Origin of the sequence: Nocardia sp. NPDC051833 (assembly GCF_040681225.1) — a bacterium.
Taxonomy (GTDB): domain Bacteria; phylum Actinomycetota; class Actinomycetes; order Mycobacteriales; family Mycobacteriaceae; genus Nocardia.
Genome location: NZ_JBFAYK010000003.1, coordinates 370,227 through 393,986, shown reverse-complemented (window position 1 = coordinate 393,986; position 23,760 = coordinate 370,227). Strand labels below are relative to the sequence as shown.

The 23,760-nt window shown below is 70.7% G+C and carries 23 protein-coding genes; 11 read left to right on the top strand and 12 right to left on the bottom strand.

Translation table 11 applies throughout. The annotated features are described in order from the left end of the window. Nucleotides 1-134: 134 nt before the first annotated feature. Complete coding sequence (locus tag AB0L91_RS26455) at nt 135-1,466, top strand: MFS transporter (protein WP_357349023.1); 1,332 nt, start codon at nt 135-137, stop codon at nt 1,464-1,466. A gap of 232 nt (nt 1,467-1,698) precedes the next feature. Here AB0L91_RS26455 and AB0L91_RS26450 read toward each other — a convergent pair whose 3' ends face one another. Then, entirely contained in the window at nt 1,699-3,147 is a 1,449-nt protein-coding gene (locus AB0L91_RS26450; protein ID WP_365014524.1) for a carboxylesterase family protein, read from the bottom strand. Between the two features lie 106 nt (nt 3,148-3,253). On the opposite strand from AB0L91_RS26450, the gene AB0L91_RS26445 reads away from it, so the two are divergent. Then, nucleotides 3,254-3,907, top strand: a complete 654-nt coding sequence (locus AB0L91_RS26445; RefSeq protein ID WP_365014521.1) for a TetR/AcrR family transcriptional regulator — start codon at nt 3,254-3,256, stop codon at nt 3,905-3,907. A 20-nt stretch (nt 3,908-3,927) separates the two neighbouring features. Here the strand turns inward: AB0L91_RS26445 and AB0L91_RS26440 are convergent, their stop codons facing one another. The 4 genes from AB0L91_RS26440 to AB0L91_RS26425 form a co-directional block, all read right to left on the bottom strand. Beyond that, nucleotides 3,928-4,440 carry a hypothetical protein gene (locus AB0L91_RS26440; RefSeq protein ID WP_365014518.1) on the bottom strand — a complete coding sequence of 171 codons (513 nt, stop codon included), beginning with the start codon at nt 4,438-4,440 and terminating at the stop codon, nt 3,928-3,930. A 110-nt stretch (nt 4,441-4,550) separates the two neighbouring features. Then, nucleotides 4,551-5,105, bottom strand: coding sequence for a hypothetical protein (locus tag AB0L91_RS26435; RefSeq protein ID WP_365014516.1), 555 nt, complete (start codon nt 5,103-5,105; stop codon nt 4,551-4,553). Nucleotides 5,106-5,248: 143 nt separating this feature from the next. Then, nucleotides 5,249-5,395: a hypothetical protein gene (locus AB0L91_RS26430; protein WP_365014513.1), complete on the bottom strand. Its 147-nt coding sequence runs from the start codon at nt 5,393-5,395 to the stop codon at nt 5,249-5,251. 8 nt (nt 5,396-5,403) lie between these two features. Then, nucleotides 5,404-6,042 carry a hypothetical protein gene (locus AB0L91_RS26425; protein ID WP_365014510.1) on the bottom strand — a complete coding sequence of 213 codons (639 nt, stop codon included), beginning with the start codon at nt 6,040-6,042 and terminating at the stop codon, nt 5,404-5,406. A gap of 269 nt (nt 6,043-6,311) precedes the next feature. On the opposite strand from AB0L91_RS26425, the gene AB0L91_RS26420 reads away from it, so the two are divergent. The 5 genes from AB0L91_RS26420 (at nt 6,312) to AB0L91_RS26400 (ending at nt 13,661) form a co-directional block, all read left to right on the top strand. Beyond that, nucleotides 6,312-6,920 carry a hypothetical protein gene (locus AB0L91_RS26420; protein WP_365014507.1) on the top strand — a complete coding sequence of 203 codons (609 nt, stop codon included), beginning with the start codon at nt 6,312-6,314 and terminating at the stop codon, nt 6,918-6,920. 152 nt (nt 6,921-7,072) lie between these two features. Continuing rightward, nucleotides 7,073-10,120 carry a protein kinase gene (locus tag AB0L91_RS26415; RefSeq protein WP_365014504.1) on the top strand — a complete coding sequence of 1,016 codons (3,048 nt, stop codon included), beginning with the start codon at nt 7,073-7,075 and terminating at the stop codon, nt 10,118-10,120. Nucleotides 10,121-10,154: 34 nt separating this feature from the next. Further along, nucleotides 10,155-10,892, top strand: coding sequence for a VOC family protein (locus AB0L91_RS26410; RefSeq protein WP_365014501.1), 738 nt, complete (start codon nt 10,155-10,157; stop codon nt 10,890-10,892). Between the two features lie 105 nt (nt 10,893-10,997). Beyond that, on the top strand, nt 10,998-12,311 hold the full coding sequence (locus AB0L91_RS26405; protein ID WP_365014498.1) for a DUF1254 domain-containing protein: 1,314 nt from the start codon (nt 10,998-11,000) through the stop codon (nt 12,309-12,311). Between the two features lie 54 nt (nt 12,312-12,365). Continuing rightward, nucleotides 12,366-13,661: a cyclopropane-fatty-acyl-phospholipid synthase family protein gene (locus AB0L91_RS26400; RefSeq protein WP_365014496.1), complete on the top strand. Its 1,296-nt coding sequence runs from the start codon at nt 12,366-12,368 to the stop codon at nt 13,659-13,661. A gap of 22 nt (nt 13,662-13,683) precedes the next feature. Here the strand turns inward: AB0L91_RS26400 and AB0L91_RS26395 are convergent, their stop codons facing one another. The 5 genes from AB0L91_RS26395 to AB0L91_RS26375 all read right to left on the bottom strand — a co-directional run bounded on the left by AB0L91_RS26395 (nt 13,684) and on the right by AB0L91_RS26375 (nt 18,121). Next, the gene (locus AB0L91_RS26395; protein WP_365014493.1) at nt 13,684-14,259 is read right to left on the bottom strand and encodes a hypothetical protein; all 576 of its coding nucleotides are present in this window, start codon (nt 14,257-14,259) and stop codon (nt 13,684-13,686) included. Nucleotides 14,260-14,387: 128 nt separating this feature from the next. Continuing rightward, the gene (locus AB0L91_RS26390) at nt 14,388-15,929 is read right to left on the bottom strand and encodes a molybdopterin-dependent oxidoreductase (RefSeq protein WP_365014492.1); all 1,542 of its coding nucleotides are present in this window, start codon (nt 15,927-15,929) and stop codon (nt 14,388-14,390) included. A 49-nt stretch (nt 15,930-15,978) separates the two neighbouring features. After that, nucleotides 15,979-16,713: an anti-sigma factor gene (locus AB0L91_RS26385; protein ID WP_365014490.1), complete on the bottom strand. Its 735-nt coding sequence runs from the start codon at nt 16,711-16,713 to the stop codon at nt 15,979-15,981. Then, the gene (gene sigK, locus AB0L91_RS26380) at nt 16,710-17,357 is read right to left on the bottom strand and encodes an ECF RNA polymerase sigma factor SigK (protein WP_355279578.1); all 648 of its coding nucleotides are present in this window, start codon (nt 17,355-17,357) and stop codon (nt 16,710-16,712) included. Before sigK ends, AB0L91_RS26385 begins: the two co-directional genes overlap by 4 nt. A gap of 122 nt (nt 17,358-17,479) precedes the next feature. After that, complete coding sequence (locus tag AB0L91_RS26375; RefSeq protein WP_365014486.1) at nt 17,480-18,121, bottom strand: fasciclin domain-containing protein; 642 nt, start codon at nt 18,119-18,121, stop codon at nt 17,480-17,482. Nucleotides 18,122-18,301: 180 nt separating this feature from the next. On the opposite strand from AB0L91_RS26375, the gene AB0L91_RS26370 reads away from it, so the two are divergent. After that, the gene (locus tag AB0L91_RS26370) at nt 18,302-18,925 is read left to right on the top strand and encodes a carbonic anhydrase (protein ID WP_355279583.1); all 624 of its coding nucleotides are present in this window, start codon (nt 18,302-18,304) and stop codon (nt 18,923-18,925) included. Between the two features lie 43 nt (nt 18,926-18,968). On the opposite strand, the gene AB0L91_RS26365 is transcribed toward AB0L91_RS26370, so the two are convergent. Next, on the bottom strand, nt 18,969-19,505 hold the full coding sequence (locus AB0L91_RS26365; RefSeq protein WP_365014482.1) for a DUF732 domain-containing protein: 537 nt from the start codon (nt 19,503-19,505) through the stop codon (nt 18,969-18,971). 104 nt (nt 19,506-19,609) lie between these two features. Continuing rightward, entirely contained in the window at nt 19,610-20,521 is a 912-nt protein-coding gene (locus AB0L91_RS26360) for a sigma-70 family RNA polymerase sigma factor (protein WP_365014479.1), read from the bottom strand. Between the two features lie 182 nt (nt 20,522-20,703). On the opposite strand from AB0L91_RS26360, the gene AB0L91_RS26355 reads away from it, so the two are divergent. From AB0L91_RS26355 to AB0L91_RS26345, 3 genes are read left to right on the top strand one after another with little or no spacing between them, the layout of a single operon-like run. Continuing rightward, nucleotides 20,704-21,822, top strand: coding sequence for an amidohydrolase family protein (locus AB0L91_RS26355; protein ID WP_365014476.1), 1,119 nt, complete (start codon nt 20,704-20,706; stop codon nt 21,820-21,822). Further along, nucleotides 21,819-22,199, top strand: coding sequence for a hypothetical protein (locus tag AB0L91_RS26350; protein WP_365014474.1), 381 nt, complete (start codon nt 21,819-21,821; stop codon nt 22,197-22,199). Before AB0L91_RS26355 ends, AB0L91_RS26350 begins: the two co-directional genes overlap by 4 nt. After that, nucleotides 22,196-23,758, top strand: a complete 1,563-nt coding sequence (locus AB0L91_RS26345; RefSeq protein WP_365014471.1) for a multicopper oxidase domain-containing protein — start codon at nt 22,196-22,198, stop codon at nt 23,756-23,758. Before AB0L91_RS26350 ends, AB0L91_RS26345 begins: the two co-directional genes overlap by 4 nt. Nucleotides 23,759-23,760 lie beyond the last annotated feature (2 nt).

Here is a 23,760-nt window from a genome sequence, read left to right as displayed (position 1 = left end):
ACGGCCGACACTGTGGGCCGCCGTTCGGTGTTCGCACGACCACTGACCTGCGCGGGCCGGGAACCTAGCGTTCGAGCGGTACCAGTGGAACGGCATCCGCCCTGGTGGATGCGCACAATCGAAGGAGACCGGCGATGACGACGAGCTCAGGGCGCCCGCCCACAGTCAACGAGGCCGATGTCCGCAAAGTGGCCTTGGTCAGCCTCGTCGGCGCCAGTGTCGAGTGGTTCGACTTCTTCCTCTTCGGCACCGCGGCGGCGCTGGTGTTCCCCAAGCTGTTCTTCCCCAGCACCGACCCGGTCACCGGCGTGCTGGCCTCCTTCGGCGTCTTCGGCATCGGCTTCATCGCGCGACCGGTCGGCGGCGTCGTGTGGGGTCACTTCGGCGACCGGGTGGGCCGCAAGAAGGCCTTCATCGCCGCCCTGACCCTGATGGCGGTGGCGAGCGCGCTCATCGGACTGCTGCCGACCTACGCCACCATCGGCATCGCGGCCCCGGTCGCGCTGACCCTGCTGCGCTTCGCCCAGGGTCTCGCGGTCGGCGGCCAATGGGGCGGCGCCGCCCTGATGGCGACCGAATCCGCACCGGCGCACAAGCGCGGGTTCTACGGCAGCTTCGCCCAGCTCGGCGTGCCCATCGGCGTGCTGCTCGGAGTGTCGGCCTACTTCCTGCTCTCGGTGTCCTTGGGCGCCGAGGCCTTTCGCAGCTACGGCTGGCGCATCCCGTTCCTGATCAGCATTCTGTTCGTCGGTGTCGTCCTCTACGTGCACCACCGGCTCGAGGAAACCCCCGCCTTCCAGAACCTGCAGCGGGCATCGGCGGAGCAGGCGGCGTCGGCGCAGTCGATCAGCAAGTCGCCGGTGCTCGACGTACTGCGCGAGCACTGGGGACGCGTGGCGCTGGCGGGCGGCGCCTTCATCGTCGTGAACGCGACGTTCTACCTCTACATCACGTTCATGCTCGACTACGGAACGCGCACGCTGAAACTGACGATGGCCGATGTCCTGCTGCCGCTCAGCCTGGCGACCACCCTGCTGCTCGTCTGCATGCCGCTGTTCGCGGCGCTGTCCGACCGTGTCGGCCGCAGGCCGCTGTACACCGCGGGCGCGCTGCTCACCGCGCTGTGGGCCTTCCCCTTCTTCACCCTGGTGGACACCAAGACCTTCCTCGGCCTGACGGCCGGGCTCGCCGTCGGCATGACGTTCCTGACGATGATGTACGGCCCGCTGGCGGCGTTCTTCGGCGAGCTGTTCCCGCCCGAGGTGCGCTACAGCGGAGCATCGCTGGGCTACCAGCTGGGGTCGGTGATCGGCGGCGCCGCGACCCCGCTGATCGCCGTCGAGCTGCTCGACCGCACCGGCTCGACGACCGCGCTGTCGCTCATGCTGATCGGGCTCTCGCTGCTGGCGGTGGTGTGCATCCGGCTGCTCGCCGGAATGCACACCCAGGACGGCCACGAGCGCTGACCCGATCGACCGGCTGAGCCGACGCTTCGCCCGGGACCGCTGCGCCTGTGACACGGTGCCCCGGGCGAATCCGTTGCGCCCCTTGCTCATCGGCCGGTGATCGCCCGGACCATGCAGAGGGCGGCCACCGGCACCACCGCTGACCCGTGGGCGAATCGGGTGGTGAGACGACACCATCGCCACGGAGGGGCGCTGGGTCGCCGGCACCAGGTGGATACCGGCGGCGCGGATGTCATCGGTGTCCCTCCGGCGCATCGAAGGTGTGCGTGACGGGTGCGTCGGCGCGGTAAGCAGGCCATCCCGGCTCGCCGTCGGTGGCGAAATCGACCCATGCGCGGTGCATCTCGTCGGCCAGCCGCTGCGGCGGGTGCTCGCCGGTCAGCGCGTGTGCGCGGTCGAGGGTGTCGAAGACGAACGGCAGTTCCAGCGCGTGGCACGCGCCGAGCCCCAGTACCTCGGTGGACCAGCCGAATTCGTAGAGATAGCCGGAACCCTCTGCGGCCTCGGCCAGCTCCCGGGCGGGTTCACCGAAGATCCGGTCGGTGACGATCTCGCAGAAGACATCGCCGGGCGCGGGGTTCGCTCGCCGCGGCGTCCACGCGGCGACGGCTGCCGGGCCGATGCCCGCGCGGGCCAGCATCATGGGCAGCGTCTGCTCGTCGAGCCCGGCCACGAGCCCGAGTGGCACCGCGAAGAAGCGGAACTCCTCGGCATTGGTGCCGACGAGGAGCGGAACGCCGCGCCGCGTGCCCGCACACACCAGGTCCAGCGGCGCACCGGACACGAGATCGTCGTCGATCACCGGGAACATGCTCATCAGACCGGCTCCGCCCGCGATCACCGAGGCACCCCAGCGCGACGGATCCGGGTCGAGCGCCAGTGCCGTTCCCACGTCGGCCTGAGCCTGCAGCAGGTGCTCCGGCGACAGCTCGCCGAAGTCCGCCGCGGTCGCGGAGGTGGCCAGCAACTGCGCGACTTCGGCGGTCACTCGGGCGGCATCCGTCGCGGTGGCCACCGCCGAGGCGTTGCCGCTCTGCAGGACGGCGCGGTGGAACAGGCCGGCGGCGGGCGCGGCGGTCAGCAGACACGCCACGCTGATCGCGCCCGCGGACTCGCCGAACACGGTGACATTGCCGGGATCGCCACCGAACGCGGCGATGTTCTCCGACACCCAGCGCAGTGCCAGCACCTGGTCGTGGAGGCCGCGATTGAGCGGGGCGCCGGGAAGCACGGCGAAGCCAGGGATACCGAGCCGGTAGTTGATCGACACCAGCACCACACCGTCGCGGGCGAACGCGGCACCGTCGTAGAGCGGATGCGAGTTCCCGCCCCGAGTGAACGCGCCCCCATGGATCCAGACCAGCACCGGCAGGCCGGCGCCTGCCGGGTCCGGTGTCCAGACATTGAGGTTCAGGCACTCCTCGCCCGCGATCGCCGGGCCGCCGACGAGGGCCTGCATCGGTCCCGGATAGGGCAGCTGGGGGCAGGTCGGCCCGAACTCGTGCGCGTCCCGCACGCCGGTCCAAGGCATCGCCGGTTCGGGCAGCCGGAATCGCGCCGGACCCACCGGCGGGGCGGCGTACGGAATGCCGAGAAAGCTCGTCACACCATCGGCGCTGGTGCGGCCCCGTATCCGTCCGCCACTGGTGGACACGATCGGTTCCGCCACGGTCTTCGTCATCCTGACCCACCTTCCCTACCGATCGATCGATCGGCTTCGTGATCAGGGTCACAGACGGGCCGGTACACTGTCAACCGATCGATCGTCAGGGAGACAAGGAGTGGGCATGCCAGGACCCGACGTGCGGGAGATCGCCCTCCGGCAGCGCAGGCTGGCCGCCGAGGCGCCGACGCTGCCCGAGGCGGCGACCCCGCCCGGGACCCGGGGCGCGATCCTGCGAGCCGGGCTGGCCCTGTTCGCCGAGCACGGCTTCCACGGCAGTTCCATCCGGCAACTCGCCGCGGCCGTCGGCATCACCACCGCCACCCTGTACGCGCACTACCCGTCCAAGGACGACGTGCTCGTCGAGCTGGTCCGGATCGGGCACGAGGAGATGTGGCACCGGCTCAGCGCGGCGTCGGCCGACGTCGCCGCGCCGACCGCGCGACTGACGGCCCTGGTCGAAGCCCACGTCCGGCTGCACATCGACTACGCACCGCTGGCGGTCGTCGTCAACAACGAACTCCACGCCTTGGCCCCCGAGCGGGCGGAACCGGCGCTCACGATGCGCGACAAGTGCTTTCAGCTGCTCGTCGACACGATCCGGGACGGCGCGGACGCCGGGGAGTTCACGGTCGACGATCCGTACCTGGCGGCCATCGCGATCGCGAGTATGGACATGCGGGTAGCCAACTGGTACGACCCGAACCTGAACTACCGCCCCGACCAGGTCACCGCCCAGTACGCCGGGTTCGCGCGCGACATCGTCCGCGCCGGGTGACACCGGCCGGGAATCGCGCGTCAGTGCTCCGAGGAGCCCGGTTCGCCGCCCGTTTTCCGCTCGACCGGCCCGACCCTGCGTGGCTTCATGGTCGGCCGTTGCCCCGCGGGCGACGACTCCGTCCCGGCGCGTTTCCGGCGCGACGCGCCGAAGTCGATGACATTGCGTTCGTGCTCGACACTCCCGCCGCCCGGCGGCACGGGCCGCCCCTGCGCGTCGGCAGACCACGAGCCGGTCTCCCCCTGCAACTCCGCGCGAGTCACCGGGCGGGTCGGCGCCGGGTCGTACACGGCCTCCGGAGACCAGGGCAGGCGCCGAGCTTCGCCGGCGTCCTCACGGCCGCGCCGTGGCCGTCGCGGCAGCCGGACGACATTCGACGCCCCGGCCTCGGCCGCACCGGATCCACCGTCGGCGGCCTTCGACTCTTCCCACTTCCGACGCAGCTGCTCCACCGCGTCGAATCGATTTCCACCAGGCCCCGACCCGGCTTCCTGGTCCGACATCGAACTAACCGCGAACAGGCGTCGCGACACCCATCGATCCCACAGCGGCGGACACTCCGAACTTCCTCTCAGGTCTTTCCTTCACCTTCACATTCTGCATCAAGACACCCATGACTCGTCTTCGACCCGGCTCGGGCCGCCTAGGTCCGGGCCTTCGGGGTCGTCGGTGGGGTCCTGGCCTCGCTGCGGTACTGGTCCCACCAGGAGGCGCTCTCGTTCGGCGCGGCGCCCGGCTCCTTCGGCGGCGCCGACGGGCTGGGGATGCCGAGGGCCCGCAGCCGCCAGTCGTCCTCGGGGATCGCGGCGACGATGCGGACGGGGACGACGGCCGTGAGCAGCAGGTAGTTGCCCACGCAGATCATCAGGCAGACCGGCGGGATGGCGACGACGGTCGCGATCCCGAAGGTGCCCAGCTCGATCGGCTCCCTGGCGATGGCGATCACGTTCCCGAAGACACTCGCCAGCACGGCGGCGACGAGCAGCAGCTCGTAGACCCGCACCAGCGAGGTGGCCTTCTCGTCACGGATACCCACGAGGGTGATGAAGGTACAGGCCACCAGCGCGACGGTGAGCCCGGCGACGACCGGCCACAGCCAGGTCAGGTCCTCGGGGACGCCCGCGATCCGCGCGAGGGTGGAGGTGAAAGTGAAGGAGGCGATCGCCGCGGCGACGACAAGTAACAGCCCTAGGCCCACAAGCAGCTTCGGCACGGTGAACGGAACAGGTCGAGGGAAAGGGTCCGTGTGGTCCATCAGGCTCCATCCTACGGGCTACGGCCACCAAACATGCAGGCCCTCAACAGGGTACGGCCACGCGCGGGGTAGACACCGTCCAACGATCACCCCGCCATGAGGTGTTCGATCAGACGGATCAGGACCTGCTTGGCGGATTCCCGATCGCGCACGTCGCACAGCGTGATGGCGACATCGCCCGAAATATCCAGCGCGGCACGGATTTCGTGCTCGTCGTCGGTCCGAGCCCGCACGGTATCGCTCAGCGGGAGCTGACGCAGACGACGTAGCGGCGCTGGCCGTAGACGACGCCGCGGTCGCCCGCCGTGCAGACGTTCACGTCGGTCGTGTCGTGACGGATTTCCAGGACGCGGACCCGACCGGGTACGTCGGCAGCGCATTCCACGTGCCGGACCGCACCACCGGACAGGTCGACGCAGCCGCCGACCGTCCAATCGATGTCGAGGCAGAGGGTCTCCTGCAGACCGCCGGGGAGGGTGCGGGGTTGGGAACGGTCGACGTCGCCGGGGCAGTGGGCGCCCGCCGCCGCCAATTCCGTGACCTTGTAGTGAGAATTCGCGCTGCCGCACGCGGCTTGCTGAATATCGGCCGCACCCAAATCCACACAATCGCCGACGCTCAGATCCACGCGGGGAATCCGGGACGCGGATTTACTCAATGTGGACGCGACTCCACCGGACAGCTCGAGAATAGTACCCAGCGGCTGAGTTCCCGAAACCTCGGTAAAGGAAGTTGTTGCGGCAGAATCGTCATCTGCCGGTCCGGACATCCGCGCGCCCAGCCCCGCGATCACCGACAGCGCCCCGTAGAACGTCCCTGCCAGGGCAAACACCGCCACCACCGACACGCCAGCCACGGCCAAGTTCTTTCGACGCGCCATCTGTGTTGTTCCTACTCGTCCGCTGGACGCCTCCCGACCGACGCCCCACTGCTTGACAGTTCATACACGGCCGCACACGAACGTGTCGAATTGTGAATCTGCGCAGTTTTACAGCGGAAAGCTGGTCCGGCGCCCAAATGAGCACGGATAACTATCCGGGGAAAAAGGGTGCTAGGGTCTGCCCGATCTCACTGGCGGACACCACGGTTCGTGCCCCGCGGCACGCCGGTCGGCCGGGCTGTCTTCGTCATGCGTAAAGGAAATCCCTGATGAAACTCGGTCTTTTCCCTGCTACCGCGCTCCTGGTCGGCACCGCCGTCTGGATCACCTCCGGTGCCGCCGCCGCGGAGCCTGCCGCGCCGACGCCCCAGGCCACCACGTCCGGGGTCGACCGGTCCGTGCGCTACGAGGCCACCCTCACCGAGTTCTCCCGCGTGCTGACCACCACCGTCACCGGCGGCACCTTCACCACCACCGCGGACAACACGGCGGTCACCCTCACCTCCGACGCGGGCGAGGTCGTCACCCACATCCCGCTCACCTACGAGATCTCCGGCGCGAAGATGCGGGTCGCGCAGACGATCTCCGACAACGGGCGCCACCTGGTGCTCACCCCGCAGGCGAACGCCACCGAGATCGGCGAGATGCAGACCATCAGCCCCATGTCCCAGCTGACGAACGAGATCAACCGCAATGTGGTCGGCGTGGTCGTCGGCGGCCTGCTCGGCGGCCTCATCGGCACGGTCCTCGGCTTCGGCTTCCTGAGCATCATCACCGGCCCGGTCGGCCTGGTCCTCGGCGCGATCGCCGGTGGCTACGCGATGGGCGGTCAGCCCTTCCTCGACGCCGTCACCGCCGTCGTCAGCGGTCAGCCCTGACCGACGCCGATGCCGCGCCGCTCGCGGATCGACCCTCCCGAGCGGCGCGAATCGCACGGTAGACGGCCGCTCCTCCCTGGGTCGAGCACCAGCCACGAAGGCACCCGTCGGCGGGATATCCTGACTCTGTCCCTGGTAGATCCGAGTAGCCGATGGCCGACAGCGATGATCCGTCCCGAACACAGCGTGATGCCGGGTTCGATGTCATCACGGAGCTGAGCACTGCCGGTTTCGAGGACGCCGAGGAGATCGGGCGGGGCGGGTTCGGCGCGGTCTACCGGTGCAGGCAGGTCGGCGTCGAGCGCACGGTGGCGGTGAAGGTGATCACCGAGGAGCTCGACGACAACCATGACCGGTTCCTGCGCGAACAGCAGGCGATGGGACAGCTGACCGGACATCCGAACATCGTGTCCCTGCTGGTGGTCGGCACCACCGAGCACGGTCACCCGTATCTGGTCATGCCGTACTATGAGCGCGGCTCGATCCAGCAGTGCCTGCACCGCGACGGCCCGCTCCCGCTCCAGGACGTGCTCCACCTCGGCGTGAAACTCGCGGGCGCGCTCGAGACGGCACATCGCACCGGCATACTGCACCGCGACATCAAACCGGCGAACATCCTGCTGACCGACTACGACGAGCCGGCACTGACCGATTTCGGCATCGCCCACATGACCGGCGGATTCGAGACAACCACCGGGGTCATCACCGGTTCCCCGGCCTTCACCGCTCCCGAGGTCCTCACCGGGGACGCGCCCAGCCGGGCCGCCGATGTCTACAGTCTGGGGGCCACCCTGTTCTGCGTGCTGACCGGGCACGCGGCCTTCGAGCGGCGCAGCGGGGAACAGCTGGTCGCGCAATTCCTGCGGATCACCGAGCAACCCGCTCCCCCACTGCGCGGCAGCGGTTTTCCCGACGACGTGTGCGCTGTCATCGAGGACGCGATGGCGCGGGATCCCGCCGATCGGCCCGACGCCGCGACGATGGGCGAGCGGCTCCGCGAGGCGCAGCGCGGCCACGGTTTCCCGGTCGACCGGATGCCAGTGCGGTCCGCACCCGGATCCGCGCCGACCGGGCCACCCGAGCCCGCGGCGGCGCGTGACGGCGGGAACCTGCCGATCGAGCTGACCAGTTTCGTCGGTCGCCGGACCGAGCTGGCCGAGGTCACGCAGTTGCTGGCGCGGTCGTCCCTGGTGACGCTCACCGGGATCGGCGGAGTCGGGAAGTCACGGCTCGCCCTCCATGTCGCGCATGAGGTGATGGGAGATTTCGCCGACGGCGTGTGGCTGGTGGAGCTGGGTGAGGTGCGCGATCCGGCCCTGCTGGTCGACGTGGTCGCCGGCGCCCTCGGACTGCGGGGCCGAGGGGCCGGACCGACCGTCGACGTGCTGGCGGGCTATCTGTCCGCCCGTCGTCTGCTGCTGGTGCTGGACAACTGCGAGCAGGTGATCGACGCCGTCACGTCGCTGACCGAAACCCTGCTCGGCGCCTGCCCGCACCTGCGGATCCTGGCGACCAGCCGCGAAGCGCTCGACATCGGCGGCGAAGCGGTGCTCGCGGTGCCACCACTCACGATTCCCGACCCGGCGCTCGCGCCGACGCCGAGCACCGCCGGGGACAGCGCCCTGGCGTTGTTCGCCGAACGAGCCGCCGCGGCGGTGCCCGGATTCGGCATCGCCGAGAGCAACCGGGCCTGCGTGACCCGGATCTGCGCCCGCCTCGACGGGCTCCCGCTGGCGATCGAACTCGCCGCGGCCCGGCTCCGAACACTGTCGCCGGAGCAGATCCTGTCCCGGCTCGACGATCGCTACGGTCTGTTGACGCGCGGCCGCCGTGGTGCCCCGCTGCGGCAGCAGACCCTGCGCTGGTGCATCGGCTGGAGCTATGACCTGTGCACTCCGGACGAGCAGCGCTGGTGGCGCCGGTTGTCGGTGTTCGCCGGGGGCTTCGAGCTCGATGCCGCGGCCCGGCTCTGTGGCGACGATCCGGCCGCCGCGGACATGCTGGACGCGGTCTCCGGATTGGTCGACAAGTCGATCGTGATCCGCGAAGACCTCGGTGACACGGTTCGGTTCCGGATGCTGGAGACCGTCGGGGAGTACGGCAGGCAGCGGGCCCAGGACAGTGGCGAGTACGCGGAATGGTCACGGCGACACCGTGAGTGGGCTCTCGACCTGGTGCTGCGCGCGGAGACGGAGTGGATCGGCCCGCACCAGCTCACGTGGGTCGCCCGGCTCGAGCGCGAACTGCCCAATGTGCGCGCCGCACTGGAATCCGCCGTCTCCGCGGCGAACGAGACCGCGGTGCGGATGACCAACGCCCTCTATCCCTTCTGGATGATGCGGGGACGGCTCAGCGAAGGCCGCCGCTGGTCTGCCCGGGCGCTGGCCGGCCTGTCGACCGGTGCGCCGCTCACCGAACAGGCCAAGGCGCTGCACGCCGCCGTGGCGATGGCGGTGTTGCAACGCGACTTCACCGAAGCCACCGACAGACTCGCCCAGCTCCGGCAGCTCGCCGAGCAGTCCACCGACCCACTGGTCGGCGCCTTGCACATGCACGCCGAGGGCAGCGCCGTGCTCATGACCGCCGACGCCGATCCGGCGCGCGCCGACGGACTCCTGACCGGCGCCCTCGAGATCTACACCGCGCTGGACGAACTCAGCATGCGATTGGACGTGCTGATCTCGCTGGGATGGTCGTGTGTCCTGCTCGGCGGCGCGGCCAGGGCGACCGACTGCTTCGACCAGGTGCTCACCACCACCGAGGCCGCGGGCGAAACGATGCTCCGCTCGTGGGCATTGGCGGCGGCGGGGTATGTCGCCTGGCGCGCAGCGGCGACCTACCGCGCGGTGGACTTGTTGGAGAAGGGCATTCGAGCGGCCCGGCAGGTGCCGGATCCCTTGGTCGCCGCCGCCTGCGTCGAAGAGCTGGCGTGGATCACCGCCGAGCGCGACCGGCACCGGCGCGCGACAGTGCTGATGGGAGCGGCGGACTCGCTGGCCGGTGTCACCGGCAGCTCCCCGTTCGTCTTCCCCGCGCTCCTGCGCCACCGCACGGAATGCGAGCTCGCCTGCCGGGACGCGCTGAGCTCGCGGGTATTCGAGACGAGCCTGCGCCGGGGCGCGGCGATGACTTTCGACGCCGCGGTCGAGTACGCGCTCGGCGAGCGCGCCACCGCTCCGACACCGCGCCGGCACGAATAGCCGCGGCGTGACGCCAACCCTAGACTCGGGTCCCATGGCTATGCGGCTGGTCCAGATCCATCTGAAGGCTCGCGATGACGTCGCGCTCGGCAGATTCTGGGCGGCGGCGCTCGGCTGGCGGATGGACAGCGAGGCACCCGGGGTGGCCAATCTCGAGCCCGTCGGCTTCTCCTATCCCGATCCCGCCGCGGTCTGTCTCGACATCGTGATCGATCCGGCACCCAAGACGGTGCAGAACCGCGTGCACATCGACCTCGCCACCGGCTCCGGCACCGAGCAGGCGGAGCTGGTCGCGCGGCTGGTCGCGCTCGGTGCGACGCCCGCGGACGTGGGCCAGGGCGACGTGCCCTGGACGGTTCTCGCCGACCCGGAGGGCAACGAGTTCTGCGTGCTGGAGCCTCGACCGGTCTACCGCGACACCGGGCCGATCGCCGCGGTGGTCGTCGACTGCGGCGATCCGCGGGCCATGGCCCGATTCTGGGGCGAGGCGATGGACTGGACTGTGCACGAGGTGTCCGACGACTTCGCGACGCTGCGGTCCGCCGCGGGCATAGGCCCCTACCTGGAGTTCCTCCGCAAACCGGAGCCGAAGACCGTCCGCAACCGTCTCCATCTCGACCTGCGGCCCTACCCCGGCGACGACCACGCCGCGGAGGTGGACCGCCTCCGGATGCTGGGCGCCACCGACCTCGACATCGGCCAGGGTGATGTGCCGTGGGCCGTTCTGGCCGATCCGGAGGGCAACGAATTCTGCGTGCTCACCCCAGCGTGATGTCCCGCGATCTGGCAAACGCCCTGTGATGGGGTCGTGACTCCCCGCTGTTACGTTCGGAAAGAGGCTCGTCCCGGCTGGATCGCGATCCACGATGGAGGCGTCATGAGCGTGTTGTCCAGTGACCTGCAAACGCTGAGCTACGAAGCGTATGTCTACCTGTACTCGCTGGTGACGATGGATGTCACCCGCCAGCAGCAGACGAACTCCCCCGCCGACTCCACCCCGGGTTTCGGACCGCCGAACCGGTTCCATCACATGCGCTCCTTCCCCGACGTCGATTTTCGCGCGGTCGTGCGGCCGAATTTCGACACGCTGTACTCCTCTGCCTGGCTGGATCTGACCCGCGGCCCGGTCCGCGTCCACGTTCCCGACAGCGGCGACCGGTTCTACATGCTCCCGATCCTGGATGCCTGGACCGATGTCTTCGCCAACCCGGGCAAGCGGACCACCGGCACCGCCGAACAGGACTTCGTCGTCGTGGGGCCCGGGTACGGCGGGGAGCTACCCGCCGGAGTCCCGGTGATCCACTCCCCGACCCCGCACGCCTGGATGATCGGTCGCACCCAGACCAACGGGCCCGCCGACTACGCGGCGGTGCGCGAGTTCCAGGACGGACTGCGGATCACCGAACTGGGAGATCCGGCACCGTTTCAGCCGGACCCCGCCCTGGTCACCGAGACCGAGCCGCTGCGGCAGGTCAACGCGATGTCGGCCACGGAGTTCTTCGAGCGGGCCGCCACGGCGTTGCGGGTCGACCCGCCGCACAGCACCGATTTCTCCCAGCTCGCGCGCATCGCGCTGCTGGGCATCGTGCCCGGCCGGGACTTCGACGCGTCCCGGTTCTCCGCCGCGGACCGCGCCGCGATCGATGCGGGCGTCACCGCGGCGCGCGCCGCGGTGCTGGCGGCGCCGATGGAACTCGCCCAGCCGGTCAACGGGTGGGTCAGTGTGCTGGGCACGATCGGCGTCTACGGCAACAACTACTTCACCCGGTCGGCCATCACGCTGGCGGGCCTGGGCGCCAACCCGCCCGAAGACGCGATCTATCCGCTGCTGGCCGCCGACGCCGACGGCGATCCGCTCGTCGGCGACAACGAGTACCTGATCCACTTCGACGCGGGGAAACTGCCGCCGGCGGCGGCGTTCTGGTCGATCACCATGTACGACGCCGAAGGGTTCCAGATCCCCAACGAACTCGATCGCTTCGCCATCGGCGACCGAGATCCCTTGCAGTACAACCCGGATGGCTCACTCGACATCCACGTCTCCCGGAAGAACCCGGGACCCGACCGGGAAGCGAACTGGCTGCCCGCGCCGAGCGGGCCACTGGGCATCACCATGCGCCTCTACGCGCCGCGCGCCGAAGCGCTCGACGGGACGTGGGCCCCACCACCGGTGCACCGGCGCCGGGACTGACCGCCGCCCGCGTCGCTGCCGTCCCCGCGGGGCGACGCGGGCCATAGTGGTCGAATGGGTAACCAGACCACGGTCGCCGCCGCGTTCGAACCCCTGCTGCACGCCACCCTGGGTCCACACCCCGCGGTGGGACTCGCGTTCTGGGACGGCAGCACGATCCAGCCCGAGGGCACGAGCCCCGGCACCCTGCGCGTGCGCTCCGAGGTGGCGCTGCGGCACCTGATCTGGGCGCCCGGCGAACTCGGCCTGGCGCGCGCTTTCGTCTCCGGCACAGTAGATCTCGACGGCGACATCTTCACGATGTTGCGCGCCCTCCAGTCCACCGCACCGAACGACGCCCGCCTCGGCATCGGCGCGGCCTGGCAAGCGATCGGCGCGGCGCGGCGGCTCGGGGCGCTCGGCCGCCGCCCGCCACCGCCGCCGGAGGAGGCGCGACCGCGGCGCGGAGCGTTGCACACCAAACGGCGCGACGCGGCGGCGATCAGTCATCACTATGACGTCGGCAACGACTTCTACCGGCTGGTGCTCGGCCCGAGCATGACCTACTCGTGCGCGCGGTTCGTCCCGGGCGAGGACGGCTCGCTGACGCAGGCCCAGCGCGCCAAACACGACCTGGTCTGCCGCAAGCTGGGGTTGGCCGAGCAGCCGGGGATGCGCCTGCTCGACGTGGGATGCGGGTGGGGATCGATGGCGATGCACGCGGCCGCCACCTACGGGGCGCGGGTCGTCGGCGTCACGATCAGCGGCGCTCAGGTCGACCTCGCTCGCAGGCGAGTCGCCGAGGCGGGGCTGTCCGGCAGTGTCGAGATCCGGCTCGCCGACTATCGGGACCTGCGCGGCGAGGAATTCGACGCCATCTCCTCGATCGGCATGTTCGAACACGTCGGGTCCCGGCGCGCCGCCGAGTACTTCGACACCCTGCGCGCCCTGCTGCACCCGCGCGGGCGGCTGCTCAACCACGCCATCTCCTCGCCGGGCGGCTCCACCATGCGGAACCGCTCCTTCATCGGGCGTTACGTCTTCCCGGACGGCGAACTCCTCGATGTGGGCGAGGTCGTCCTGGCCATGGAGCGCGCCGGATTCGAGGTTCGCGACGTCGAGTCCTTGCGCGAGCACTACGCGCGCACCCTGCGCCAGTGGGTCGCGAATCTCGAAAATGAGTGGGAGCAGGCGGTTTCCCTCGTCGGCGAGGGACGAGCACGCGTCTGGCGGCTCTATATGGCCGCCTCCGCGCTGGGCTTCGAGGACGGCGGACTCGGCATCCACCAGGTCCTCGGCGTCGTCCCGGAAGCGAGGGGCGAGGCCGCCATGCCCCCGACCCGACGGCTCTGGGAGCAGGAGACGGGGTGATCCCGCATCCCGCTGCCGCGCTTCATCCGCTCCGGGTCGTCCGGGCCTGCGCGCCCGCGGGCCAGTCACGCGGAATTCCCAGGATGGCGCTCGCCCCACGGATCGCCGCCAGCACGGCGTGCAGGTCGTCGAATCCCTGTCCGAAGACCTCGGTGCGATCGTCGATGCGGAACGGGCACAGGCAGGTGTGCGGGCTGGACGGGTCCCGGCGGGGGCGACCGAGCACGATCACCACCGGTCCGGTGGCGGTGTCGACGGCACGCGCCCCCAGCGGCGGACCGAACTCGCGGGCGGTCGCCCCGGAGGTGCCGCCGCGCGGGCGGCCTGCCACGGGGTCGCGCCGCCGATGCGGGTCGGCCACGAGGTCGGTGGAGCCGAATCGGGCTGTCGCACCGGGGATATCGATCAGCGCCGCGTAGACGGCCGCCAACCGGTCCGGGCCGCGGACGCGATGGGTGCGCGTGCCCGCGACGCGATAGGTGCAGTGCCAGTCCTGCGTCATGGTGTCCTGCCGCGGATCGGCGATCTCCACGCCGATCTCGTTGTCGCCGTCGCGGACGGTGCTCGCCACGACTACTTCGCCCAGCTCACTGTTCACAGTTCCTCCTGATGGGTCCGTGCTCCGACGGGCGCGTCGGCACACCCTCGGACCGGATGTGCCCGCGGTGCGGAGGGAGTTCGCGCCGCGCCCGTCGGGAGATGGGTGGAGATCGTGGACTCGCGTGCTCAGCGCACGGTCACCACCCGGGTGTGCCTGCCGGTGGCGCCGTCGGGGAACGGGGTGGTGCGGGCCTCGGTCTGGACGACGCCGGCGCCGTCGACGGCGCGGACACGCAGCGTGTGGGTTCCCGGCGTGGCCTCCCACCTCCAGGTCCACTGACGCCAGGTGTCGAGGGAGTAGGCCGTGGCTAGGGTGGCGGGCTGCCACGGCCCGTCGTCCACCTGTACGTCGACGGCGGTGATCCCCCGTCCTTGCGCCCAGGCGACTCCGGCCACCGTCACCGGCCCGGCGGCGAGGGTCGCGAACGCGGCGGGGACATCGATCCGCGACGCGGTCTTGATGGGTGCGCGTTCCGACCAGCCGCGCTCGGTCCAGTACGCGCGGGCCAGGTCGAACCGGGTGAGTTCCAGGTCGACGACCCATTTGGTGGCCGAGACGTAACCGTAGAGACCGGGCACGATCATCCGTACCGGATAGCCGTGCGCGACGGGCAGCGCCGCGCCGTTCATGGCCACCGCCAGCAGGGCGTCCGGGTTGCCGAGGACCGCGGCCAGCGGGGTTCCGGCGGTGAAACCGTCCACGCTGCGCGACAGGATCATGTCGGCGCCGGGCGCGGGCCCCGCCTCCGCCAGGAGGTCGGCGAGACGATAGCCGGTCCAGGTGGCGGTCCCGGCGAGCGTGCCGCCGACTTCGTTCGACACGCAGGTCAGCGTGATCAGGGATTCGACAGCGCGGCGAGCGCTCAGGGTGTCGAAGTCCAGCACGATCTCCCGGTCCACCATCCCGTGGACGCGCAGCCGCCACTGCGCACGGGTCAGCGACGGCAGCTGCAACGCCGTATCGATGCGATAGAACTCCGCGGTCGGCGTGACGAACCGGGTCAGGCCGGGCACCGGAAGGTCCATGTCGGGCAGGACCGGCGGTGCCGGATCGGCGACGCGCGGTGGCACGAAAGCCGCACGGTCGGCACCGATATCGCGCAGCCGGGCACCGATGACCCGTCCGGCGGCACCCGCCGCGATCGCCCCGGCGGTCACCCCCGCGACGGCCAGCAGGAAGCCACGCCGGGTGAGCCCGTCGCCGGGCCGCCGAGCGGCCGGAACGACGAACAGCACGCAGAGCGCGGCGATTCCCGCGCCGGTTCCCGCCAGTGCGGGCAGCGCGAAGTCCGGGCCCGCGCCCGGCCGGCGCACCGCGAGCACGGCGACAGCCACCCCCAGCGCCCCCAGGACCGCGGCACCGGCCGCCGGGCTGCGGCGGGCGAGCAGCCCGATCAGCGCGGCGGCGGCCGCCATCACCGCGACCATCGTGATCGCCAGCGCCAGTTTGTCGTTCGTGCCGAACCAGCGGATAGCACTGTCTTTCAACCACTTCGGCGTGTGATCGACGACGGTGTCCCCGAGGACGAAGAACGGGGAGGCGGCCGGATCGACGAACACCGCGACGAGATGCCCGACACCGATCACCGTCGCAGCGGCGGCCATCGCCGCCGACGCGGCGGCGATGCGCCCCGGCGGCCGCGGGGAGGGCGCGATACGGCGGACCATGCTGTCACTCCTGAGGGGTCGAGTGCCGGCGTGGCCCGCCGTGTGCGGGTCAGCCGACGGTCATGCTGACGATCGCCGGGGTGGTCGGACCGGCCGATCCACCGGCGGGTTCGACCGTCACCGCGAGGGTGTCGGCGGTGTCGACGGCGGTCACCACCGCGGCGGGCCCGTCCATGACCGCTACCGAGCGGGGCGCGCCGCCCGCGGGCACCCGCCACAGCTGGTAGGCGCGGTCGGCGGGCAGTGCGGGCATGTCGTGGAACGACACCGCCGCGGCGCCCAGTGCCGTGGATTGATGCACCGTCATCTCGCCGCCGCCGGTGATCGCGACCGACGACTCCCGGCTGTCGGGCTCGTCGAGGACCTGCTGCGCGGTGATCGCGCCGGTGTCGTCGTTCGCGCGGTCGAGCACGACCACCACCCCGGCGCCGACGCCGACCGCGACGACCGCGGCCGCGGCGACGGCCAGCCGGCGCCACCGCCGGCGATTGCCGAGCGGGTCCCGCCGGGCGAGCGGACGCGCCTGCGGATCGAGCTGGTCCAGTGCCCGCAGCAGCGCGGATTCCAGCCGGGCGGGCGGCGGCACCGAGTCGGACACGGTCAACGCGGCCATGGTCTCCCTGATGCGGTGCACGGCGTCGAGGAACGCCGCCGCGCGCTCGGGATCCGCCGCGGCGAGTTCGTCGTCGACGGCGCGCCGCTGTCGGGGATCGAGCGCGTCGAGGGCGTAGGGATAGGGGTCGTCGAGCCACGGCCGAGGGGTCCGCCGATCTGTCTCGCTCATCGGGAATTCCCTCCGGTCAAACAGTTTTCGAGTCGTTTCAAGCCGTCCCTGATCCGGCTCTTCACCGTCGGCAACGGCACGTCCAGGGTCTCGGAGACCTCGGCGTAGGTGCGCCCGCTGTAGTAGGCCAGCGCCACCGCCTCACGCTGCAGGTCGGTCATCGTCGCGAGACAGTCCTGGACCGACTGCTCGTCGAGCCGCTGGGTCACCTCCTCGGCCACGATGTCGTGGTCACGGCCGAGGTGGGTGTGCCCGAACACCAGGTCACGGCTGGTCGCGGACTGTTCGGCGCGGACCCGGTCGACTGCGCGGCGGTGGGTCAGCATCATCAACCAGCCGATCGGGCTGGCCTTGCCCGCGTCGTACTCGCCCGCCAGCGACCAGGCCTGCAGGAACACCTCCTGCGCGATGTCCTCGGCGGCGCCGTGGTTGCGCACCACCCGCAGCGCGAGCCCGAACACCCGCGGGCTGGTGGCCCGGTAGAACTCGGCGAAGGCCGTCCGGTCCCCGGACGCGATCTCGCCGAGCAGCGTCACCAGGCGCGCTTGCACCGCGTGGTCGGTCCGGGTCGGCGCCGGGCAGGCGGGCGCCGGGTCGGCGACCACGCGCAGCCGGATCGGCGAGGAGCCCGGACGGTTCGTCATCGTGTGGTCCCTGCGTGCGTCAGCATGAGAGGGACTTCGGCCAGCCCCGCGGTACGGATGGGCGCCACCGAAGACTTTCTCTCGTGACTCTACGGCCCTCGGCGGCGTGACCATCGTCGACCTCACGCCGCGGGTGGCAGGAGCACGCTGTCGATCAGGTAGACCGTCGCGTTCGCCGTGCGCACCCCGCCGCAGATCACGGACGCGCCGTCGACCTGCAGGTTGTCACCGGAACCGGTCACCGTGACGTCGGCGCCCTCGACGGTCTTGTGGGTGCCCGTGACCTGCGACGGCGAGAGCTGACCCGGCACCACGTGGTAGGTCAGGATCTGGGTGAGCGTGGCCGAATCGGTCTTCAGCGCTTCGACGGTGGCCGGATCGACCTTCGCGAAGGCGGAGTCGACGGGCGCGAAGACGGTGAACTGGCCGCCGTTGAGGGTGTCGACCAGGTTGACCTGCGGGTTGAGCTTCCCCGACACCGCCGCGACGAGGGTGGTGAGCATCGGGTTGTTGGACGCGGCGACGGCGACCGGGTCCTGGGCCATCCCGCTCACCGAGCCCGGGCCGCTGGGAACCTGGGCGGCGTACTCGGCGCAGCCGGGGCCGACGAGGTCCGAGGCGCCGGTTCCGTTCGCGGCGGAGGTGGTCATCGGTGCGGAGGACGTCGCCGCCGAGGTGGCCGAATCGTCGTCGGAACAGGCGGCGGCGCCCAGCACCGAGCCGAGAAGTGCTGCCGCAAGGAGTGTGCTGCGCAGGGATCGCATGGTCGTTTCCGTCGCTTCCGGAAGGGCGGCGAGCTGCCGCGCTGGGATGGATGCAACGGAGTTCGGCCAGCCCACCCGGCCGGATGGCTCGGGTCGGAATCCGGATCCCGACCCGCGGTGGGTGCCGAGGTGGGCGGGGCCCATCCCCCCGCGGGCCGCGATTCGTGCAGTATGGGTCTTATGCCCCATTCGAATCCTGTAGCCGCGTGGAAGTCCCTGCGTGATGGAAACGACCGTTTCGTCACCGATACCCTGCAGCATCCCAGCCAGGGTGCCGCCGATCGCGCCAAGCTGGCCGGTGGCCAGCAGCCCTCGGCGATCCTGTTCGGGTGTGGTGACTCCCGGGTCGCCGCCGAGATCATCTTCGACCGCGGGCTCGGGGACATGTTCGTCGTGCGCACCGCCGGACACGTGGTGGACAGCTCGGTGCTCGGTTCGATCGAGTACGGCGTCGGCGTGCTGCAGGTGCCGCTGATCGTCGTCCTCGGCCACGACTCCTGCGGCGCGGTCGCCGCCACCATCGACGCCCTCGACAACGGGACGGTGCCCGGTGGGTTCATCCGCAGCGTCGTCGAGCGCGTCACGCCGTCGATCCTGCTCGGGCGCCGGGAGGGCCTGACCAATGTCGACGAGCTGGAAGCCCGCCACGTCGAGGAGACAGCGCGCCTGCTCATGCAGCGGTCGTCGACGATCTCCGAGCGCGTCGAGGCCGGCGCGCTGGCCATCGCCTGTGTGACCTACAACCTCGCCGACGGGCGCGCCCAGCTGCGCAGCGTCATCGGCGACATCGGCGAGATCGCCTGACGGCGCGTGCCGGTCCCCTCCCCCGGGGACCGGCACGGCCGCGTCAGGCGTATTCGGGACAGAACTGCATCTGCGCCGCGACGACGAGATAGGCGGCGTCCCGGCTGGAATACCCCTTCTCGGTGAGCGCGGTCGCCATTTCGACATCGGTCGCGCCCGCGGCCCGTTCCTCGCAGATCGCCACCCCCATGTCGAGCGCGGCCTGGCGGGACGAGTAGTAGATCCCTTCGCGATCCAGGGTCGCGATGAACTCGTCCTGCTTCTCCGGGATCTTGCTGTTGCTCAACGCGTTCGGTGTCGAGGGCGCCGTGCGAGGCGCGCTGGAGCGGGGTGCGCCCGACGCCGGTGGCGGCTCGGCCGGTCCCCCGGCGGGCGGAGTGCTCACCGTCGACCGGCCGACGTCGGAGACGTCGCCCGCGGCGAGCAACACCGAGGTGGCACACCCACCACAGACCAGGAGCAGGACACCCAGCACCGCGAGCACCACCCACAGGGTCGTGTTGGTACGGCGCGGCGGCTGCGGTGGATAGGCCGGGTTGGGCGCGGACGGATACTGCGGTGGTATCGGAGGCTGAGTCACGAATCTCCTTCGGTGCGAGACGAACAGCGGTTCAAGATCGCCATCCACCGCACCGGCGTTATCAACGACTCCCGACTACCGCACGAGCGGGCTCGGCCCGGGGATCAGTGCGTCGGATCCGGATCGTGCACCCGGGTCAGCTTGGCGGGGTTGGTGACCGAGTAGATCCCGAGGACGGTGTCGTCGGGGGCGACATCGAGGACGACGACCGCCAGCGGCGCGGCGCCGTCGAAGATCACCGCGCACGGATCACCGCTGACCGTGCGCCAGCCCACCCGGTAGCCGTCGAGGCCACCGGCGGCGACGGCGAGGAATACCTCGGCGACCGCGGCTCGCCCGTAGACCGGCTGCAACGAGGTGGCGGGTCCGGTGCCGCCGCCGTCGGTCCAGAGGGTGACCTCCGGGGCCAGGACCGCCAGGAGTTTCTCGAGGTCGCCGCCCATCGCGGCGTCGACGAAACGCTCGGTCACCTCCCGGGTGACCCGCGGGTCCACCCGGGTGCGCGGCCTGCGCGCCTGGACGTGGGCCCGGGCGCGATGGGCGAGCTGGCGGACGGCGGCGGGTGAGCGGTCGACCATGTCGGCGATCTCGGTGTGCGGATAGGCGAAGACCTCGTTGAGCACGAACACCGCCCGCTCGAGCGGCGTCAGCGACTCCAGGACCACCAGCATCGCCATCGACGACGACTCGGCGCGCACCACGCTCGCCGCGCCGTCGCCCACGGCGGTGTCGGCGTCGAGCAGTGGCTCCGGAAGCCATTGCCCCACATAGTCTTCGCGGCGCCGGGCCAGCACGGACCGCCGGGCCAGCGCCTGGTTCACCACGATCCGGGTGAGATAGGCGCGGACATTGTCGATCGGCTCGCCACCGCGAACGCGGGCCTGCCACGCCAGCCACGCCTCCTGCAGGACGTCCTCGGTGTCGGCGACGCTGCCGAGCATGTTGTAGACCACCGAGAACAGCAGTTCGCGGTAGCCGAGGAAGGTCTCGGTGGCGGTGTCGACGGCATCGGTCATGGCGGTCCTCCGGTCCGGCGGGATGGTCTTTCTACGAAGAGGCGTGCGGCACTGCCGAGTGTGACAAGCGCGCCGGAATCTGTGATCCACCCCACAGGATCGCCCCTCGGTGTCACGTTCTGCCCGCAGCGCGCACTCCTCGTCGGCGAAATCTCTTCCACCATCCCCGACCAGGAGCTCCCATGCGAACCCGCATCAGCAATGTCCGTGTCTTCGACGGCGAGCGGCGCATCGATCGAACGACGGTGCTGCTCGACGACGACAGGATCGTCGCCACCGACGACGCGTCCGCCGAGGTGGAGATCGACGGGTCCGGCCGCACCCTGTTGCCGGGTCTCATCGATGCCCACACCCACGTCTTCGACGGCGACCTGGCCCAAGCGCTCGCGTTCGGTGTCACCACCGAGCTCGACATGTTCTGTCTCCCCGACGTGCTGACCGCGCAGCGGGCGGCCGCGCGGCGTGACGACGTCGCCGATCTCCGCAGCGCGGGCACCCTGGCCACGGCGCCGGGCGGCCATCCGAGTCAGCTGCTGGCCGCACCGGAGATCGCCGCGCTCGGCCTCGCACCGTTCGACACCATCTCCGGCCCCGAGCAGGCGGCCGATTTCGTGCGGGCCAGGCTGGCGGAGGGCGCCGACTACCTCAAGATCGTCATCGACGACGGCAGCGTGCACGGCACGAGCCTGCCGGTGCTGTCGGAGCGGACCGCGCGAGCGCTGACCGCCCACGCCCATGACGCCGGATTGCAGGTCATCGCGCACGCGATCACCGAGTCCGACGTGCTGATCGCGCTGGCGGCCGGTGTCGACGGGCTCGCCCACGTGTGGACCGATGTCACCAGCGGCACCGATGATCTGGCCGACCGGATCGCCGCGCAGGACGTGTTCGTGGTGAGCACCCTGGTGTACTTCGAGGCCATCACCGGGCAGCGCGAGCACACCGCCGACTGCGCGGCGCCCGGCTCGTTCGACGACGCGATGCGCGTGACCCGGGCACTGCATCGGGCCGGGGCGCCCCTGCTGGCGGGCACCGACGCGACCCCGTACGTGCCCGCCCACGGCAGTGGCCTGCATCGGGAGCTGGAGCTGCTGACCGCGGCGGGGTTGCACCCGCTGGAAGTGCTCACGGCCGCGACCAGCAGGACCGCCGATCGCTTCGGGCTGTCCGATCGGGGACGCATCGCACCCGGCCTGCGCGCGGATCTCCTTCTCGTGGAGGGTGATCCGACGACCGATATCACCGCGACATCCGCGATCGCCGAGGTGTGGCGGCGCGGCGTGCGCCAGGCCCGCCGATGACCGCGGCGGTCGTCGCCCGGTGGCCGCTGCCGCTGTTCCGGGCGACGGTGACGACAGCGGCGGTCCTGGTGCTCGCGCAGGCCGCCCTCGCGGGCGGTTTCCTCGCCGGGCACTTCGAAGCCCTGGCGATGCACAGCCGCAACGGCGGCATCGTGGCTCTGGTGTTTCTCGGCCAGCTCGGCTGCGCGATTCTGCTGTGGCGCAAGGGCGGCGGGCCCGCGTGGCCCGCCCGGACCGCGGTGCTCCAGTTGTCCATCGCGGCGGCACTGATCCCCCTCGGCGAGGAACGTGTACTGGCGGTGCATATTCCGCTCGCGGTCGGGTTGGCCATCGGCACGGCGCTGCTGACGAACTGGGCGTGGCGGTGGCGGCGATGAGCATCGGCAGACGTGGATTCCTGCGGGCCGGAGCCGGTGTGGGAGCGGCCGTCGCGCTCGGCGGCGCGGGCTGGGCGGCGGTACCGAAACTCGTGCGACCCGGTGAGCCGGGTCGGCTGCTGCCCAGCGCCGCGCCGCTGCCGCGACCGTTCCAGGCGCGGCTGCCGATTCCACCGGAGCTGACGCCCGTCCGGTCCGATCTCTCCACCGACTACTACGAGATCACCCAGCGCACCACGCATCTCGACATCCTGCCGGGGCTGCGCACCGAGGCGTGGACCTACCACGGCAGCTTTCCCGGGCCGACCATCCGGGCGAGGTCCGGTCGGGCGACCTCGGTGCGTCATCGCAACGAGCTTCCCCATCCGACGGTGGTGCACCTGCACGGCGGGCACACCCCTGCCGACAGCGACGGCTACCCGATGGATCTGGTTCTGCCGGTCGGCACGAGCACCGCGCCCCCGCCGAACCACGGTCATGGAGTCGCCACTTCGACCGGCGCGCTCGCCCACGGCGAACGCACCTACCGGTATCCGAATCGTCAACGTGCCGCGTCGCTCTGGTACCACGACCATCGGCACAGCTTCACCGGTCCGGCGGTCTGGCGCGGGCTGGCCGGGTTCCACCTGATCGGCGACGAGGTCGAGGACGCGCTGCCACTCCCCCGCGGCGACCGGGACATCCCCCTGCTCATCAGCGACCGCTCCTTCGCCGCGGACGGCTCGTTCGCCTATCCGCTGGTCGATCCGGAGCTGCGCACGCCCGGAGTCACCGATCGATACATGAACGGGATTCTCGGCGACGTGGTGCTGGTCAACGGCGCGCCGTGGCCGCGGCTGGAGGTGTCGCCGGTGCGCTACCGATTCCGGTTGCTCAATGCCTCCAACGCCCGCCGCTACCGGCTGACCCTCGACTCTTCTCGTCCGGGAGGCGGTTTCGTGCAGATCGGCAGCGACGGCGGCCTGCTGGACCGACCGCTCCGGCACGACCACATCGACATCTCCCCGGCCGAACGATTCGACGTGATCATCGATTTCGCCGCCTACCCGCCCGGCACCTCGGTCCGGCTGCGCAACGCCCTCGACACCGGACCGACCGCCGAGGTCCTGCGTTTCGACGTCACGGGTCCGCCGCGACGCGACGACACCACCGTCCCCGATCGGCTCGCGCCCATGGAGCGCCTGGATCCCGCCACCGCCGTCGCCGAACGCACCTTCCTGTTCCAGCTGGGCCCGGCCGGCTGGTCGATCAACGGCGCTCCCTACGAACCCGGTCGTGCGCTGGCGAACCCACGTCTGGGCACCGTGGAGATCTGGCGCTTCATCACCGATTTCCACCACCCGGTCCATGTGCACCTGGATCCGTTCCAGGTCATCTCCCGGAACAATCGCCCGCCCGGACCCTTCGACGCGGGCTGGAAGGACACCGTCGACGTCCGCCCCGCCGAAGCCGTCGAGGTGGCGGTCCGCTTCACCGACTACCCCGGCCCGTTCATGCTGCACTGCCACAACCTCGAACACGAGGACATGGCGATGATGGCCGACTTCGTGGTGACGTAGTG